General features: G+C 28.5%; 16 protein-coding genes. 8 read left to right on the forward strand and 8 right to left on the reverse strand.

The window, feature by feature from the left end:
* Nucleotides 1–81: 81 nt before the first annotated feature.
* From IEW75_RS13770 to IEW75_RS13785, 4 genes are all read left to right on the forward strand, one after another.
* Nucleotides 82–930, forward strand: a complete 849-nt coding sequence (locus tag IEW75_RS13770; protein ID WP_134247124.1) for a PPK2 family polyphosphate kinase — start codon at nt 82–84, stop codon at nt 928–930.
* Nucleotides 931–1,119: 189 nt separating this feature from the next.
* A complete protein-coding gene (locus IEW75_RS13775) occupies nt 1,120–1,938 on the forward strand; it encodes a 3'-5' exonuclease (RefSeq protein WP_134247123.1) in 819 nt (272 codons plus the stop codon).
* Nucleotides 1,939–1,940: 2 nt separating this feature from the next.
* On the forward strand, nt 1,941–2,429 hold the full coding sequence (locus tag IEW75_RS13780) for an ABC transporter ATPase (RefSeq protein WP_134247122.1): 489 nt from the start codon (nt 1,941–1,943) through the stop codon (nt 2,427–2,429).
* Between the two features lie 30 nt (nt 2,430–2,459).
* On the forward strand, nt 2,460–5,378 hold the full coding sequence (locus tag IEW75_RS13785) for a serine hydrolase domain-containing protein (RefSeq protein ID WP_134247121.1): 2,919 nt from the start codon (nt 2,460–2,462) through the stop codon (nt 5,376–5,378).
* On the opposite strand, the gene IEW75_RS13790 is transcribed toward IEW75_RS13785, so the two are convergent.
* The 7 genes from IEW75_RS13790 to IEW75_RS13820 are packed head-to-tail and all read right to left on the reverse strand — an operon-like array spanning nt 5,368 to nt 11,833.
* A complete protein-coding gene (locus IEW75_RS13790; RefSeq protein WP_134247120.1) occupies nt 5,368–6,420 on the reverse strand; it encodes a lysophospholipid acyltransferase family protein in 1,053 nt (350 codons plus the stop codon). The genes IEW75_RS13785 and IEW75_RS13790 overlap by 11 nt on opposite strands.
* 1 nt (nt 6,421) lies before the next feature.
* The gene (locus tag IEW75_RS13795) at nt 6,422–7,327 is read right to left on the reverse strand and encodes a bile acid:sodium symporter family protein (RefSeq protein ID WP_134247119.1); all 906 of its coding nucleotides are present in this window, start codon (nt 7,325–7,327) and stop codon (nt 6,422–6,424) included.
* Nucleotide 7,328: 1 nt separating this feature from the next.
* Nucleotides 7,329–8,024, reverse strand: a complete 696-nt coding sequence (locus IEW75_RS13800) for a DUF4159 domain-containing protein (RefSeq protein ID WP_134247118.1) — start codon at nt 8,022–8,024, stop codon at nt 7,329–7,331.
* A complete protein-coding gene (locus tag IEW75_RS13805) occupies nt 8,025–9,038 on the reverse strand; it encodes a hypothetical protein (RefSeq protein WP_134247117.1) in 1,014 nt (337 codons plus the stop codon).
* A 21-nt stretch (nt 9,039–9,059) separates the two neighbouring features.
* Nucleotides 9,060–9,767, reverse strand: a complete 708-nt coding sequence (locus IEW75_RS13810; protein WP_134247116.1) for a 16S rRNA (uracil(1498)-N(3))-methyltransferase — start codon at nt 9,765–9,767, stop codon at nt 9,060–9,062.
* Nucleotides 9,767–10,885 carry a GTP cyclohydrolase gene (locus tag IEW75_RS13815; RefSeq protein WP_134247115.1) on the reverse strand — a complete coding sequence of 373 codons (1,119 nt, stop codon included), beginning with the start codon at nt 10,883–10,885 and terminating at the stop codon, nt 9,767–9,769. Before IEW75_RS13815 ends, IEW75_RS13810 begins: the two co-directional genes overlap by 1 nt.
* A gap of 15 nt (nt 10,886–10,900) precedes the next feature.
* Complete coding sequence (locus IEW75_RS13820) at nt 10,901–11,833, reverse strand: transporter (protein WP_134247114.1); 933 nt, start codon at nt 11,831–11,833, stop codon at nt 10,901–10,903.
* A gap of 102 nt (nt 11,834–11,935) precedes the next feature.
* Here IEW75_RS13820 and IEW75_RS13825 point away from each other — a divergent pair, with 102 nt between their 5' ends.
* Entirely contained in the window at nt 11,936–12,199 is a 264-nt protein-coding gene (locus IEW75_RS13825) for a DUF4834 domain-containing protein (protein WP_134247113.1), read from the forward strand.
* A gap of 87 nt (nt 12,200–12,286) precedes the next feature.
* Complete coding sequence (locus IEW75_RS13830; RefSeq protein ID WP_134247112.1) at nt 12,287–14,707, forward strand: YfhO family protein; 2,421 nt, start codon at nt 12,287–12,289, stop codon at nt 14,705–14,707.
* Nucleotides 14,708–14,712: 5 nt separating this feature from the next.
* Here IEW75_RS13830 and IEW75_RS13835 read toward each other — a convergent pair whose 3' ends face one another.
* Nucleotides 14,713–15,765 carry a glycosyltransferase family 4 protein gene (locus tag IEW75_RS13835; RefSeq protein ID WP_134247111.1) on the reverse strand — a complete coding sequence of 351 codons (1,053 nt, stop codon included), beginning with the start codon at nt 15,763–15,765 and terminating at the stop codon, nt 14,713–14,715.
* Nucleotides 15,766–15,915: 150 nt separating this feature from the next.
* Between IEW75_RS13835 and IEW75_RS13840 the strand changes: the two genes are divergently transcribed.
* Both IEW75_RS13840 and IEW75_RS13845 read left to right on the forward strand, forming a co-directional pair.
* The gene (locus tag IEW75_RS13840) at nt 15,916–17,076 is read left to right on the forward strand and encodes a polysaccharide pyruvyl transferase family protein (protein WP_134247110.1); all 1,161 of its coding nucleotides are present in this window, start codon (nt 15,916–15,918) and stop codon (nt 17,074–17,076) included.
* On the forward strand, nt 17,073–18,368 hold the full coding sequence (locus tag IEW75_RS13845; protein ID WP_134247109.1) for a glycosyltransferase family protein: 1,296 nt from the start codon (nt 17,073–17,075) through the stop codon (nt 18,366–18,368). Before IEW75_RS13840 ends, IEW75_RS13845 begins: the two co-directional genes overlap by 4 nt.
* Nucleotides 18,369–18,380: the final 12 nt, after the last annotated feature.

Below are 18,380 nucleotides of genomic sequence, written 5' to 3' on the forward strand. Positions count from 1 at the left end.
CGTTGTAATAAAAAATAATTTTTAGTGGAATTAGATAAAAAATGTATATTTAGTAAATACTTTTAATTTAAAATAAATTCAATGAACACATACAAAGTAATTGCTTCCATAAAACTTAGTGAGAAAAGCACTAAGGAAATTGATAAAAAAGCTAAAAAGAGACTTAAAGAGCTTAGAAAAGAAATTAGCAAAATTCAAGAAGCAATGTATGCAGAAGGAAAATATGCAGTTTTAATTTGTTTACAAGGAATGGATACGTCTGGAAAAGATAGTTTAATTCGAGAAGTTTTTAAAAATGTAAATGCACAAGGTGTTGTGGTACATAGTTTTAAAGTTCCTACGGAATTAGAATTAAAACACGATTATTTATGGAGGCATTATATTGCATTACCAACAAAAGGTAAAATAGGTGTTTTTAACAGAACCCATTACGAAAATGTGTTGGTAACTAGAGTGCATCCCGAATATGTATTAGGAGAAAATATTCCTTCAGTAAAAAGTATAGATGATTTGAATGATGATTTTTACAACAAAAGAATGGAAGAAATCAATAATTTTGAAAAGCATATAGCTGAGAATGGAACAATTGTTTTGAAATTCTTTTTAAATCTTTCAAAGGAAGAACAGAAAAATAGATTGTTGCGCAGATTGCGCTTAAAAGAAAAAAACTGGAAATTTTCACCAGGAGATTTAAAAGAACGCAAACTTTGGGATAAATATCAGTTTTGTTATCAAGAATTATTGAATAAAACTTCTAAAGAATATGCACCTTGGTTTGTAATTCCAGCAGACGATAAACCAACAGCGCGTTTATTGGTTGCAGAGACTATTTTAAATGTGTTGAAAAAATATAAATTTAAAGCTCCAGAATTACCTGAGAAGTATAAAGTTGAGATTGAAAATTATAAGGCACAATTGGAAACCGAGTAACCGTTAAGAATACCATTTTTAAATTGTTAAATTAAAATTGGATTAATAGTTTTAGAGGTCATAAACTTAAATTATTTTAAAGCTTCAATCATTAAATATTTGTTAAAAAGTTTAAAAAAACGATAGGGATATTCCTAAAATCGTAAATTACAAATTGTATATTTACAACTTAATATTTTTTAAATAACTATGGAATTAAAGTTAACAAAACCCATCATTTTTTTCGATTTAGAAACAACAGGAATCAACATTGCTAAAGATAGAATTGTAGAAATTTCTGTATTAAAAGTATTTCCAAACGGAAATAAAGAAAGTAAAACTTGGTTGGTAAACCCTGAAATGGAAATACCAAAAGAGGCGTCAGATATCCACGGAATTACAAACGAAAGAGTAGTTACAGAACCTACTTTTAATGAGTTGGCAGCTGAAGTAAGTAAAATAATTGATGGTTGCGATTTGGCAGGTTTTAATTCTAACAGATTCGATATACCACTACTTGCTGAAGAAATGTTGAGAGCTAAAGTTAATTTTGATATGACAAATAGAGTTGCGATTGATGTACAAGTAATTTTTCATAAAAAAGAGGAAAGAACATTAAGCGCCGGTTATAAATTTTATTGTGATAAAGATTTAGAAAACGCACATTCTGCTGAAGCTGATACGTTAGCAACGTATGAAATTTTAAAAGCGCAGTTAGATAAGTACGATGATTTAGAAAATGATGTCAATTTTTTAAATGAATATTCAACGCATAACAAAAGAGCCGATTTTGCTGGTTTTATTATGTTTAATGAGGGTGATGAAGAAATATTTACCTTCGGAAAGTACAAAGGGCAAAAAGTTGCTGATATTTTAAAGAAAGATAAAGGATATTATTCTTGGATACAAAATGCTGATTTTCCACTTTATACAAAAAAAGTTTTGACTCAAATTAAAGAAAAGACATTCTTTAATAAAAAAGAAAATACTTTGGAGGATTTGCAAAATAAATTCAATAAAAAATTATAAATATGTTTGTTAATTTTGAAGATTTAGATAATAATGCTAGAGTTTGGATCTACCAATCTAACAGAGAGTTTTCTAATAATGAAGTTGAAATAATTAAAGAAAAAATAACTAGTTTTATTGAAAATTGGCTGCGTCATGGAGACCAATTAAAGGCTTCATTTTTTATTAAATATAACCAGTTTATTATTTTGGCAGTTGATGAAAATTTTAATGAAGTTTCGGGTTGTTCTATAGACGCATCTGTAAATTTAATAAAGGGCTTAGAAAAAGATTTTTCAGTAGATTTAACAAATAAATTAAATATTTCATTTAAAGATAATAACAATATTAATATTGTATCTATGGCAGATTTTCAAAAATATGCGAAAGAACAAAAGATTACTGCAAATACTATTGTCTTTAATAATATGGTTTCTACCAAAGGTGAATTTGAAAATAATTGGGAAGTAACGGCGGACTTTAGCTGGCACAAACGCTTTTTGGCACATTAGTTTCATAATATATTATATCTAATTTTTTAAATGATAAAAAAAACAGTTTTAATAGCTTTAATTTTTTGTGGCACTTTTTTAAATGCTCAAAGTACTGATCCTTTGTTGGTTAAAGATACTTTAGCGCAACAAAAATGGGTGGATACCTTATTAAATAACATGACAATTGATGAAAAAATTGGACAGTTGTTTATGGTTGCTGCGTATTCAAATAAAGATGCAAATCACGAAAGGTTTATTTCAGGATTGATTGAAAAATATCATATTGGTGCGCTTATTTTTTTTCAAGATATTCCATTAAAACAAGCAGAATTAACAAATAAATACCAATCGCAGTCAAAAATTCCATTACTCATTGGAATTGATGGAGAGTGGGGGTTAAATATGAGACTAAAAGATACCTATCGTTTTCCTTGGAATATGACTTTGGGTGCTGTTAAAGATAATTCTCTAATTACCGCATTTGGTGTTCAAGTTGGTAAACATTGCAATCGATTAGGAATTCATATGAATTTTGCTCCTGTGGTAGATGTAAATACAAACCCAGATAATCCAATAATTGGAAACCGTTCTTTTGGCGAAAATCATATAAATGTGGCTGATAAAAGTACAGCTTTTACATTAGGGCTTCAAAGTAAACATGTGTTGGCAAGTGCAAAACATTTTCCAGGACACGGAGATACAGCAACAGATTCGCATCATACTTTACCAGCAGTAGATTTTACAAAACAACGTCTAGACTCCGTTGAATTGTATCCTTATAGAAAAAATTTTGCTGCCGGTTTAGGAAGTGTAATGGTAGCACATTTAAGTGTGCCAGAATTAGAATCGAATGAGAGTTTACCTTCATCTTTGTCTAAAAAGATAGTTACTGGTTTGTTAAAAGAAGAAATGGGTTTTAAAGGATTAATTATTACGGATGCATTAAATATGAAAGCTTCTGCTAATTTTGATTCTCCTCAAGAAATAAATTTAGCTGCCATAATTGCTGGAAACGATTTGTTAGATGTTCCTTTAAATATTCCTGAAACTGTAACTAGATTTAAAAGAGCATTAGAAACCGGAGAGCTGACAGAAGAGCGTTTAGATGAATCGGTTCGAAAAATATTAAAAACAAAGTATTGGGCAGGTTTACATAATTATAAGCCAATAGACACTACAAATTTAATAGAAGATTTAAATTCTGTAGAAAATGAATTAATTCATAGAAAACTGGTTGAAAACTCTGTTACATTATTAAAAAATGAGTCACTTGTTTTCCCAATTCAAAATTTGGATAAAAAGCGAATAGCCTATGTGAAATTAGGTGATAGTGATAATAAACCTTTTGTTGAAATGCTGCAAAACTACACAAATATTGATGTGGTTTCAGCCTCTAATTTATTTGAGTTAATTACAAAGCTTAAAAGATACAATTTGGTGATTATTGGTTATCATAAGTCAAACACTAACCCTTGGAAAAGTTTCAAGTTTAAAGATACGGAGTTGGTTTGGCTTCAAGAAATAGCACGTACAAATACAGTAATTTTGGATGTTTTTGCAAGTCCATATAGTTTATTGCAACTAAAATCCTTTGAAAATATTAATGGTCTTCTATTGTCTTATCAAAACAGTAAACTATCACAAGAAATTTCAGCTCAAATGATTTTTGGTGCATTAGAAACAAGAGGAAAATTACCTGTTGCAATAAAAAATATTTTTTCTGAAGGTCACGGTTTAATGTCTAGTTCTTTAAAAAGGTTGTCATATTCCATTCCAGAAGAAGTTGGTTTAAATAGTAGTAAATTAAATAAAATAGATTCAATTGCTAACGCTGTCATTAAAGAAAAAATGGCGCCTGGTTTACAAGTTTTAGTTGCTAGAAAGGGAAAAGTAGTTTATAATAAAAGTTTTGGTCATCATACCGATAAAATTAAAACAGTAGTAAAAAATAGCGATGTTTATGATATTGCCTCTATAACAAAAATATTGGCTTCTTTACCGTTAATAATGGAGTTGGAAGAACAAAATGTGTTGCAATTAGAAAGTACTTTGGGTTCTTTATTGCCAAAATTAAAGGGAACCAATAAAGATACATTAACAGTAAAAGAAGTATTGTCGCACTATGGAAGGCTTAAGGCTTGGATTCCATTCTATGTTAATACGTTAGATAGTATTACAAAAAAACCTTCAGCTGAATATTATAGAGATAAATGGTCTAATAAATTTCCGATCGAGGTTGCAAAAGATTTGTATTTGACTAGAAGTTATAAAGATTCCATTTTTGATAGAATTGCAATGGCAGAACAGCGAGAGAAACCTGGTTATAAATATAGCGATTTGTCTTTTTTTCTGTTTAAAGAATTTATAGAAAATTATTATAAGAAAAATTTAGATGAATTAACCCAAGAGCGGTTTTATAAAAATATAGGTGCAAATAATACAGGCTATTTACCACTGCATAAATTTCCAAAAAATAAAATAGTACCTACCGAAAAAGATGAGTATTATCGTAATCAGTTAGTACAAGGTTATGTTCATGATATGGGTGCTGCAATGCAAGGTGGTATTGGTGGACATGCGGGTTTGTTTTCTAATGCGAATGATGTCGCCAAGTTAATGCAACTTTATCTCCAAAAAGGTTTTTACGGTGGAAGACGCTATTTTAAATCTGAAACTATCGATAAATTTAATCATAGATATTATCCAGAAGATGAAGTTAGAAAAGGAGTAGGATTTGATAAGCCTCAAATTAATGAAGATGAAAAAGCCACTTGTGGTTGTGTTTCAGATGCAAGTTTTGGACATAGTGGATTTACGGGTACTTTTACATGGGCAGATCCAGAAACTGAAATTGTGTATGTGTTTTTATCAAATAGAGTGTATCCTACAATGGATAATAAAGGTTTAGTAAGAAATAATGTTAGAACTGAAATTCAACAATTAATTCAAGATGCAATTATGCAGTAACGGTTGCTGTTTTTGTTGTTATAATACCTGTTGCAATACAAATTACTAAATAAATCAATCCGTATTTATAGTTAAAAATAGCACTTATAATAATTGCCTGAATTAAATAAAAAATTGGAAAAACAGTTAAAATTAAAGCGAAACGATAGGTGTTTGTAAAAATTATATCCTTTATTTTTGGTTTTAAATATTTCCAAATTAATAAAGGAAAGAAACTATTTAATCTTGTAAATAAGTGAATAGGAGTAAACCAATTAATTTTTTGTTTTTTAATTTTTTTTGAAGTTTTGGTGTCTAAATTTTCTAGAATTTTATTTGTTTCTATCGGATCTAAAAAATCAACATTTAAATTTTTTAATTTTTCAATAATTACATCATGTTCCTCTAAATTATCTATATGAGTTGTCAGTTTTTTTAATTCTGATGAAACTTTAGTTTTAATAGATTTGTAAGAAGTATCTGGTTTTTCAATATTAAAATAAGGATTAGCTAAAATAGGTTCTCCGTAATATATAGATACGCTAGAAGGAAAATTCAGATGCGAATCATAATTAATTCCAACAGGAATAATTTTAATATCTAATTCAGGATATTTTTGCAACGTACCTAAAATTATACGTGCAAATCCTTTTTTTAAAGGTAATAAGCTTCTAAAGTTATGATGCTCACCTTCTGCAAATATTTGAATGGCTTTTTTATCTTTTAAAAACTCAAAACATTGCTCAAAAATTGCAATATTTTTATTCATACTATCTTTTCCGTCTCTAAGTCTATAAACCGGAATCATATTTATAGACCTTAGAATTTTGTTGGCTATTTTAGTTTTAAAGGCACTCGCCCTAGTTAAAAAATGTATATTTCTTGAATTAGTTGTTGGAATTAAAATGGCATCTAATAAGGCATTTTGGTGATTGCCAATAAAAATAGTAGCTCCTTCTTTAGGAATGTTTTTCTTACCAAATACTTTAATTTTTTTATGTGTAAAAAAAAGACCGATTTTAACAATATATTTTACGGTATTGTACCAAATATTTTTCAACATATTATACTTTATCGTTTTGCTTAGACCAATAACTTGCAAGTGCTAAACCTGAAACAATATCCCAAATAGCCCAAAATGCTACTAATAATGCCATTCCACCTAATCCATGAAAAAAGCTAAAAATTAGCAGTAAACCAAGTCCCGAATTTTGAATTCCAGTTTCTATAGAAAGTGTTTTTTGATCTCTATGTGAAAGTCGCATTGCTTTTGCAAAATAAAAACCAGTTATCAAGGCTATTACATTATGCGCAATAACTAAGATTAATACATAATGTATATAGTTAATAAAAATATCAAAATTATCGTAAAAAGCAATTACAATAAATAACAGAAATATAATTAGAGAGATGGGTTTTAATATTTTTGAAAGTTTAGTGGCCAAAATTGGTTTTCGATTTCTAACCCACATACCTAAAAATAACGGTACTCCTAAAATTAGTGTTACAAGTTTTACCAATTCTAAAGGGTCTAATGCAACAGTTTGAAGAATTGCTGCCGTTGGTGCATATAAATTTCCCCAAAAATGTAAGTTAAAAGGCGTCATAACCATAGAAAGTAACGTTGCAAAAGCGGTTAAACTAACAGATAATGCGGCGTTTCCTTTTGCCATTTGAGTTAAGAAATTTGAAATATTACCACCGGGACAGGCGGCAACCATCATTAAACCCAACGCAATACTTGGCATTGGATTTACTAATTTTATAAAAATAAAAGTAATAAGAGGTAGAATAAAAAATTGAGAAATAATTCCAGTTAATAAAATTTTAGGTTTTTTAAATAAACGTTTAAAATCATTAATAGAAATACCAAGTGCAACACCAAACATAATAATGGCAAGTGTAATATTTAGAATCCAAAGACCCTCCGTGTCAAAGTTTATTTCTAGCGAATCTAAGTTTTCAATCATATTAGTTTTTAAAAGCGTATTCAATAATGTTAGAACCCATTTGCAATGCTTTTTCTCTTATTTCTAGAGGATCATTATGCATTTCTTCATCTTCCCAGCCATCGCTTAAATCCGCTTCATAATCGTAAAAGCAAATCAGTCTTCCTTCATAAAATAACCCAAAACCTTGTGGTGGTTTGTTGTCGTGTTCGTGAATTTTTGGCACACCTTCCTCAAAATCAAATGTTTGATGGTAAATTGGGTGGTTAAATGGAATTTCTTGAAAATCTAAAGTAGGAAAAATTCTTTTAAATTCCCTTCTTATAAATTTATCAAGACCATAATTATCTGAAATATGTAAAAATCCACCTGAAATTAAATAGGTTTTTAAATTAGTAATAGCGTCTTTAGAAAAAATCACATTTCCGTGTCCGGTCATAAATAAAATTGGGTAATTAAAAACATCAATACTATTGGCTTCAACAGTTTCTAGATTGGTTTTTATAGTTGTATTTATAGCGTTATTACAGAATTCAATAAGGTTTGGCAATGCGGTTGGATTAGCATACCAATCTCCACTACCGTTGTATTTTAAAATAGCAATTTGTTGGGCGTTTATTGAGGCAATAGGCAGCAGACAAAAGGCAATGGTAAGAATTATGACTTTTAACTTTTGTGAATTAAATATTATAAGTTGTGCTTTTTGAAGCTTTTTCATTTAGTTAATGTGTTTGCTTATATGATTCTTAAAATCAACTTTATCATCTACATATATTGCTAAATTTTTGTATTTTCTTTTAACTCCATAAAGCCCAATTAGTTCGTACTCTTTTTTTAAATGAATAATAACATTGTGACTTTCTAATTCCCCTAAAAATGAAAGTTTTCGAGTTTCATTATCCAGTTCAATATCTTTCGAAGAAATTTTTATACAAATTATATTTTTTAAATCAATGGTAGTTTCGGTCATAATTCCATATCGAATAAATAGTTTGTTATTTTCAATTGATATTGGTCTTTTAGACATTGATTTTAAAAATCCAAAAATTTGAATTCCAGAATAAATACTTAAAAAAGTTAATATCCAGGCAGCAAGATTGCTCCATTTTGTGAGTAGAATATGTAATACGAATGTTTCAATTGTAACGATACATATAATTGCAATAAGTAAAGATATTGTACCGCTATTTTTATGGTACGAGAATTCATTTTCTTTTAATTCTCTTTTTTTCCAGTAGATAAATCCATAATAAAAAACAGCGATTTCTGTAACTACTGGGATTACAACATTTTTAGGAAGCATTTCATAGCAAGTGTTTTTTAAAGTTGTAAAAAAATCAAAGGAATACTCTTTTTTTTGTTTATAATCTTTTATTACTTTTCTAACATTGTAAATCACATATGATAAAATCGATAACTCAATAATTGGAAGAATCCAAACCTTAAAACGATTTAAGTATTGCTGGTTTTCTGAAGGAAGTATTGCAGAGCTAATAATTACTCCAAGAATTAAAAATGGAACAACAGTTGTCTTCGGAATATCAGATTTTCTAATCAGTAAGAAATATAAAAAGGGAACAGTAAATAAGAGGTCAAATATAATTCCAATAGCTAAATAATTAGGATTCAATTGGAATATAGAAATCTTTGTGATAAGAACCATTAACGCGATAATAAGTGCTGGAATACCGAATGTAATTAAGTTTCTTTGAAGGTTTTTGGTTTTAATCATCGATTTCTATTTAATTACATACTAATCATTAAAAAAAGCAACACTATGTACAGCAACAATTCCAGCGGTTTCTGTTCGTAATCTGCTTTCTCCCAAAGATACTGGAATAAAATTATGTTCCAAACTTTGCTGAATTTCTTTGGTTGAAAAATCACCTTCAGGACCAATAAGAATAGTGTTTTTTGTTGAAGGTTTTAATTCTGATTTTAATGATTTTTTTGAAGTTTCCTCACAATGTGCAATAAATAATTGACCGTTAAATTCTGAATTTATAAACTGATTAAAAGTAATAGGTTCATTAAGTTTTGGGAAGTGATATTTTAGTGATTGTTTTGCTGCAGAATGCACAATTTTTTCCATTCTATCTATTTTCAAGACTTTCCTTTCCGAATGCTGGCAAATAATAGGTGTAATTTCGTCAATTCCAATTTCTGTAGCTTTTTCTAAAAACCATTCAAAACGGTCGTTTAATTTTGTGGGAGCAATGGCGATATGTAAATAATAATTCCAAGGTTTAATGTGTGATTGATTATGTAGAATTTTAACCAAACACCTTTTGTCGTTTGCAATTTCAATTTTAGAGGTAAATAAATCTCCTAAACCGTTCGTTATAAAAATTTCATCTCCTTCTTTTTTGCGTAATACGCGGATAATATGTCGACTTTCAGTTTTGTCGAACGTAAATTGTTGGCTTGTTTTGGTTATTTCAGAATTGTAAAATAATTGCATTATAAGTCTTTTTTATAGGTACACCTTTTTTTGTAAGTGACTGGTTCAAAATTTTTCCAAACAGCAGCAATTGCCTTGTTACTGGCAAGTTCTGGAGTTCTAATACAGGTTTCAATGCCTAATTTTTCAAAACTTTTTTGATATTCATTAAAAATTATAGCGTGTACTCCTTTACTTTGATATTCAGGATGCACTCCAATTAAATAGAAAATGGCGTCTTTACTATTTTTTTTTGCTTTTAATAAATGGAAGACTCCAAAAGGTAATAATTTTCCCTTAGATTTTTGTAATGCTTTTGAAAATGAGGGCATTGTAATTGCAAAAGCAACCATCTTTTCATCTTTGTCAATTACAAACTTTATATATTCAGGATTTATAAATGAAATGTATTTCTTTTTAAAATAATCAATTTCAATTTTAGAGATAGGAACAAAAGAAGGTAATTTAGCATAACTTTTATTGAACAAATCGAACATATTGTTTACATATGGCATAATGTCCTTTGTTCTTGTAAAATTTAGAGGCGTTAAATTATAGCGTTTTTCAAGTACTCCACAAACTCTTTGTAGTGGCTCAGATTTAACATTTTTAAAAGGAAATTTATTTTCCAAGTATTCCTTTCCTACTTGAAAGCCTAATTTTTCAAGATGAGTTTTGTAATATGGATAATTGTACCAAGTAACCATTGTTCCAATATGATCAAAACCATAAGTTAATACACCAACTTTATCAAGGTTTGAAAAGCCAACGGGACCTTCCATAAATTCTAATTTATGTTGAATTCCAATCTCAGCCACCTTTTCAAGCAACAGTTTTGAAACATCAATATCATCAATAAAATCAAACCAACCGAAACGTATTTTTTTTATTTTTTGCTCATTTATTTCGGTATAATTAATAATTGCAGCAATTCTACCAACAATTTCATTGTTTTTTTCTGCTACAAAAAAGCGAGCTTCGGCATGTTGAAATACTGGATTTATGTTTTTATCAAAAGATTCAAGTTCTTCGTTAATAATAGGAGGAACCCAATATTTATTGTTTTTGTAGAGTTTAAAAGGAAACTTAACATAGTTTTTTAGTTCCTTTTTAGAGGTCATTTCTTTAATTGTAATCATAGTTGTAAAATGCAATTAGTTTCTTTTTTTACCAAATAATCTTCCAAAAAAACCTTTTCTTTTTTTCTTTTTACCAATTGTTTTTTTAGGGCTATTTTTTATAGTAAATGTATCATAATGTCTATCTAATCTCCAGGCTAAACCGGTAGAAATATAGTAGTACGTATAATTATCAAAAAAGTTAGTTCTTGCAGAAGCGTCAATTTGTAAATTTTCATTAATTAAATATGCTAAACCAGTGCCGAATTGATATTTTGGAGTAAACTTTTCTTGATATTGACCTTGATTTTCAATAAAAAAAGACCAATCTTGGTCAATTGCATAAGTCATTGTAACAATATACTTATAAAAAACATCGTCAGTTGTGTATTTATCAGTCATTAAATTAGTTAAAACAACCAATCTGTCAGTAAAATCATTTTGAAGTAATAGCGCAAGTTTGTAACTGATATCATCTTCTTTAAAATCTTTACTCACAAATTTTGTATGAACTCCAGCATAGATTCCAATTGACGGAATTAGGCGTTTCCAATCAAAAGCATATCTTTTTTTAAAACTTCTAATTTCTTTAGATCTGTCGGCATATTCTTGTTGCCTAATTAAATATTTCGCACCAATTGTTAAATCACTAATACCTTTTATATGTCCGTTTGGATGGTGAGATAGATCGTCTACTTGGTATGCTAAATTTAAATCAAACTCTAATTTTTCAGAAAATTTCCCATATCTAAAAAGTAACTCACCACCATAGGTGTTTGAAGGTAATGAATACAAAGGGTTATCGCTATTTCTATAAAAAAAACCAGTTTCAAACTGGTATACATTAGTGCCTATGCTATAAGGGCTTTCAGAAAAACCTGGACGTTTAGAGTTTATTATTTCAGTATATTGTGCAGCAGTGATTTGAATACTAAAAATTGCCAAAAAAAGTAGAAATACTCTATTCATAAGTTTATGTTAATTAAGGGTCAAATATAAGATTTTATATAATTAAACGTTTTAGTTACTTGCAAATTGTTATTTTTGAAAATTATATAAAAAACGTATTAAATGGGTTTATTAAAAACAATAGCGATTCTTGTTATTATTTATTACGCTTTCAAGTTTTTTAGTAGGTATATTGCACCTATTTTCTTGAAAAAAGTGATTGATAATGTTGAAAAGAAATATAAAGAACAACAACAAAATCACCAACAAAAAGAAGATGGTAAAGTTGGTGAAACAGTAATTGCTAAAAAACCAGTTGGGCCAAAAGAAAGTAATAAGGATGTAGGTGATTATGTTGATTACGAAGAGGTTAAAGATGATAGGTAGCTTAAAGAACTTTAACTAAAACTTTAATTTTATAGAGGAATGCTACTGATATGTGTTCCTTTTTGATCTAAAAATATAAACACACAAATGAAATTTTCTCTAAATAAAATTGCTCCATATTTAATTGCCATTGCCGTATTTATGGTAGTTTCTATTACCTATTTTTCTCCAGTTTTAGAAGGGAAAAAAATTCAACAAGGTGATATCACGCAATTTAAAGGTTCTTCAAAAGAAATTGCAGATTTTAGAGCAGAGAATAATGCTGAACCTTATTGGACAAATGCCACTTTTGGGGGAATGCCAGCCTATGCTGTAAGTGCTTATTATCCGTATGATTTTATTAATAAACTGGATAATTTAATTCGATTTTTACCAAGACCAGCCGATTATTTATTCTTATACTTTTTTAGTTTTTTTGTACTTTTATTAGTGTTAAAGGTAGATTGGAAATTAGCAATTTTAGGTGCTTTAGGATATGGTTTTTCAACATATTTAGTGATAATTTTAGGGGTTGGACACAATGCTAAAGCACATGCAATCGCTTATTTTCCTTTAGTTATAGCTGGAATTTTATTGGTTTTTCAACGCCAGTATATCCTTGGCTTTATAATTACAGCATTAGCAATGGGGCTGGAGTTAAGTGCTAGCCATATCCAAATGACGTATTATTTATTGTTTTTAGTACTAATTTATGGGATAGTTAAATTGATAGATTCCATAGAAAAACATGAAACTCCTCATTTTGTTAAAAGTGTTTTAGTTTTAGTTGTTGCCGTTGTTTTGGCAGTTGGAACAAATGCTACACGTTTATTGGCTACAAGTGAATATTCTAAAGTAAGTACGCGTGGAAAAAGTGAATTATCTATCAATCCAGATGGTTCAGAAAAGCAAGCAACAAGCGGACTTTCAAAAGAATATATTACACAATATAGTTACGGAATTTCAGAAACATTTAACTTGTTTATTCCTCGTTTTATGGGTGGAGGAAATTATGAAAATGTTGGAAATGAGTCTAATATTTATCAATTTTTAAAAGACAAAACAGATCCACGTCAGGCAAAACAGTTTGCAGAGTTCGCTCCAATGTACTGGGGGCAACAACCAATTGTAGAAGCGCCAGCATATATAGGAGCAATTTTTGTGTTTTTGTTTATTTTAGGAATTTTCTTAGTAAAAGGAACTTTTAAAAAGTGGTTAGTTGCGGCTGTTATTTTTTCCATTTTATTAAGTTGGGGAAAAAACTTCGACATTTTAACTAACTTTTTTATTGATTATGTGCCATTATATAACAAATTTAGGGCTGTTTCATCAATACAAGTTATTGCAGAATTGGCAATACCATTATTAGCAATTTTAACTTTAAAAGAATGGTTTTCAACTAAAGTTTCTTCTGAAGAAAAGTTACAAGCATTAAAAAAATCGTTTTATATAGCTGCTGGTATAGCATTAATTTTCACACTATTTGGGTCTAGTTTATTTGCTTTTGAAGGTTTGAGAGATTCAAATTACGACCAAATGTTGCCAGGTTTATTAGATGCTATTATTGAAGATAGAAAAGCCATTTTCTTTTCAGATAGTTTACGAACCTTAACTCTAGTTGTGTTGGCGGCAGGAATATTATGGTTGTTTTTAAAGCAAAAATTAAAATCAACTATTGCAATAATTGCTTTGGGAGCTTTAATTTTATTTGATTTAGTTTCTGTAGGTAAACGTTATGTAAATAATGACGATTTTAAAGCAGCAACTAAAATAGACAAGCCTTTTGTAGCATCTGAAGTTGATAAAGAAATCCTAAAAGATACAACGTATTACCGTGTGGCTAATTTTATGGTAGACCCTATGAATGATGGAAGTACATCTTATTTTCATAAATCTATCGGAGGTTATCATGCTGCTAAAATGGGAATTTATCAGGAATTATTTGACTTTCAAATTGCAAAAAATAACATTCAAGTATTAAATATGTTGAATACTAAATATTTTGTCTTTTTAGATGGAAGTGAGCGTGAAACTGTGCAACCAAACCCAGATGCAAATGGGAATGCTTGGTTTGTTAATACAATAAAAATTGTTGAAAAAGCCAATGAAGAAATTAAAGCTTTAGATAGTTTACAAACTAAAAATGAAGCTGTAATTACTTTAGATCGTATTTCAAACGATTTTAAAACAGAATATATAAAGGATTCTTTGGCAAGTATTGAGTTAACTTCTTATAAAGCAAATGAATTGATTTATGAATCAAATTCATTAGAAAATCAGTTTGCTGTTTTTTCTGAAATTTATTATGAAAATGGTTGGAATGCTTATGTTAATGGCGAATTAAAACGGCATTACAGAATAAATTATGTGTTGAGGGGAATGGTAATTCCAAAAGGAAAACATACCATAACATTTAAGTTTGAGCCAACTGTTATTAAAAGGGGAACTACAATAACTTTAGTATCATATTTGTTTTTAATTCTAATTCCGGTAGGTTGGTTTTTTGTTGAAAAACGAAGAAAAAAGTAGCTAAATTAGAAATTTTTAAGGTGTCCTAAAAATTCGTTTTCTCTTCTTTTTAAAGGGAAATTGTCAGTAATTTGAGTTCTTACATCACTTGGTGTTAACTTATTATTAGGTAAGTTTTCAATCAATGCTTTTAATAAATCGTTGCTTTTTTGTTTTAAAATATAGCCATTGTTTCCAATGATATCTGGAATACCTGCAACGTTACTTCCTATTGGAATACAACCGCACAACATTGCTTCACACAGCGCATTTGGAAAACCTTCAAACATAGAAAGTTGAAAATAATATTGGTGTTTGTTGTATATTTCCAAAAGTTCTTCTTGCTTAACATTGTCAATTAAATGTAGGTTTTTAGGACAATCTGCTTTTAAATATACCTTACCAACAATGGTAAAATAATATTCTGGAAAAAGCTCGGCAGCTTTTACTATTAGGTCAATTCCTTTTCTGTAATGTCCAATTTCATCAATAGCAAAAGTGACAGATAAAAAAGAGTTTTTAACTCTGTTTAAATTTTTGTTTTGCCATTTATTAGTGTCATAGCCATTCACCATTTCAACAATTGGTGTTTTAATAGTCTTGTTAAAAGATCGAATCCCTTGATTTGGAAATTTTACATCTAAATAATTGTAAAAACTTTTTTCTAAGCTTTTGTGGACGGGTAGTATTAATGAGGTATTTTTAAATGAAAAATTTGTAAACCAACTTAAGAGTTTTTTTGTATGTGCACCATAATTTATTTCAGGTAATTTTGCGCAATCTGTACCGATTGCAATAATAATAATCGGTTTTTTTACAAGTTTTCCAAAAATAACCGGTAAAAAAGAAAGATACCCAGAAGATTGAATTACAATGGCTTTGTATTTATGTAAATTAAAAAGCAAAAAGAAAAATTGCTTTATAAACGCATAAAACAAATAGATTTTTTTTGAAGTATTGAATTGATATAAATCTACATTATAGTTTTTTTCTAAAATAGCAACATCTCTTTTTACAAATGTAGCGTATAAAACAAATAGCATTAAAACAGATTCTTTTTCTTGTTTTTCAATTGTCATTCAATGCTTGTTTTAAAGTTGAAATTATAAATAATTATAGTTTAATCTAGCAACGAATTTAATGAAAAGTTATAAATTAGCAATTGAGATTTTGAAATTGTTTTATATTTTAACAGACTATTTCAAATTAAAACAGAGTCCTAGAATTAGATGGTAAAACATAAAAAAACTGATAAAATTCAGCTATTAATAAACAACGTTGTGCCATTAAATAATGGAGATGTTGCATTGTTTTATTCATTGTATACAAAATTAATAGCTGCTGGATTTCAGGTGAAAATAGCAACGTACTATTATAAATTAGCACAAGGATTATATCCAGATATTCCTTTTGTAGAAGAAATTGGACAGCATAAAATTTTTATGAAATTACCATTTATAAAGCCCTTTGTACTTCCTTTTTTATTTTTCTTTTCAAGACATTATAGGGCAGCTGATGTAATAATTGGAACACCTGGTGGATATATTAATTCTAACTACAACATAAAAAATAGTTTATGCGTTTATAAGATTGCTAAGTTTTTTGGTAAAAAATCTCTAATTTATTCCCAATCTGTCGGACCCTTAAATAAAAAAGATGCAGTATTTTTTAAAAAAATAATGAATAATTCAGTTTCATATATTTTTGTGAGAGATCAGTTTTCTTTTGATGTTTTAACAGATTTAAATATTCCAAAAGACAAGTTTAAGTTGACAAAAGATGCAGCATTTTTATTAGATTTTAAAGAAAATAAACCGAAGAAATTAAAGAAAATTGCAATTTCTGTACGTGAATGGGATTTCGATGGAAGAAATAAAACGGCCTATATAAAAATGATTAACGCGTTTATAAAAGAATGCATATATAATGGATTTATTATTGAATTTCTTTCAACTTGTCAAGGTTTAAAAAATTATAAAGATGATGCTAAACTAGCACAAGAGATTTTTAATAATTTAGAAGCTTCATTACAAAAAAAGGTTACAGTTTTAAAAGATTATTACGTATTTGATGATTTTTACAAAAAATTAGAAGAATATGAATTTGTAATTGGTACTAGATTACATATGTGTATCACTTCATTAACTAAAAATATTCCAGCATTTAATATTAGTTATGAAGTTAAAGGGAAGGAGTGTTATAATTATCTCGGTCTGTCAGAGTATTCAATTGATTATAATGATGATACTGAAAAAGCGTTACAATTATTCATTAATTTTATGAATAAATCTGATGAAATTAGAGAACATTTAAAAAGCATAATACCTAAAATTAACGAAGAATGTAATGCAGATTTTAATTTTTTTGCAAAAAAAATAAAAGAACTTTGAGAGTTTTAATAATCACATATTATTGGCCACCTGCTGGTGGTTCTGGAGTACAACGTTGGCTTAAATTTGTAAAATATTTAAGAGACTTTGAAATAGAGCCAATTGTTTATACAGTTGAAAACCCGAAATATCCAATTTTAGACGAAAGTTTGCAGAAAGATATTCCAAAAGGTGTTGAAGTGTTAAAACAACCTATTTTTGAGCCCAATAATTTACTTTCATTTTTCGGAAATAAGAAAACAGAAAGCGCTGGTTTTTTAAATCCGAATCCCTCATTTTTTGGTAAGTTGTTGCAATATATTAGAGCGAATTATTTTATTCCAGATGCTAGAAAATTTTGGATAAATCCTTCAGTAAACTATTTAAAAAGTTACATTTCAAATAATAATATTGATTCAATAATTACTACAGGACCGCCACATAGTATGCATTTAATTGGGTTGAAATTGAAACAACAATTGGGTGTGAAATGGATTGCAGATTTTAGAGATCCTTGGACTGAGATTGATTATTTTCATCAATTACCTTTATCAAAAAAGACGATTAATAAACATCATTTTTTAGAACAAGAGGTTTTGTTAAATGCAGATAAGGTGTTGGTAGTTGGTAGCACAATGAATAAAAACTATACCAAGTTCAACAATAATGTTGTTACCATAACAAATGGTTTTGACGGAGAAATAATTACTTCAGAAACTAAGTTAGATTCAAAATTTACAATTACCCATATTGGTTTAATGAATGCTGATAGAAATCCAAAAATGTTATGGAATGTTTTGACGGAAATTATTTCAGAAAACAAGGATTTTTCAGAAGATTTTATTCTGAAGTTAATAGGAAAAGTAGACTCATCGGTTATTGAAGAGATTGCAACTAATAAGCTTAATAAAAATGTTGAAATTATAGATTATGTTTCACATAATAATGTAATTGAGTTTCAGAAAAAATCACAAGTATTATTATTGCTTTTAAATAATGTACCAAGTGCAAAAGGTATAATTACAGGCAAAATATTTGAATATTTAATGGTAAATCGTCCAATTTTGGCAGTTGCTCCTTTAGATGGTGATTTAGCTGAAATTTTAAATAAAATAAATGCTGGAAAAGTAATAAGTTTTGAAGATAAGGTAAGTCTAAAAAGTACTATCTTAGAAATGTATTCAAAATACAAGCAAGGAAATTTAAGGATTGATTCAAAAAACGTTGAACAATTTCATAGAAAAGAATTGACAAAAAAACTAGCTGAAATAATTAAAAATACTGTAATGTCAGTGAAGGCAGAAATCAATTAGTTGTAAATTTAA

Source organism: Lutibacter litoralis, from assembly GCF_014646675.1.
Classification (GTDB): Bacteria; Bacteroidota; Bacteroidia; order Flavobacteriales; family Flavobacteriaceae; genus Lutibacter; species Lutibacter litoralis.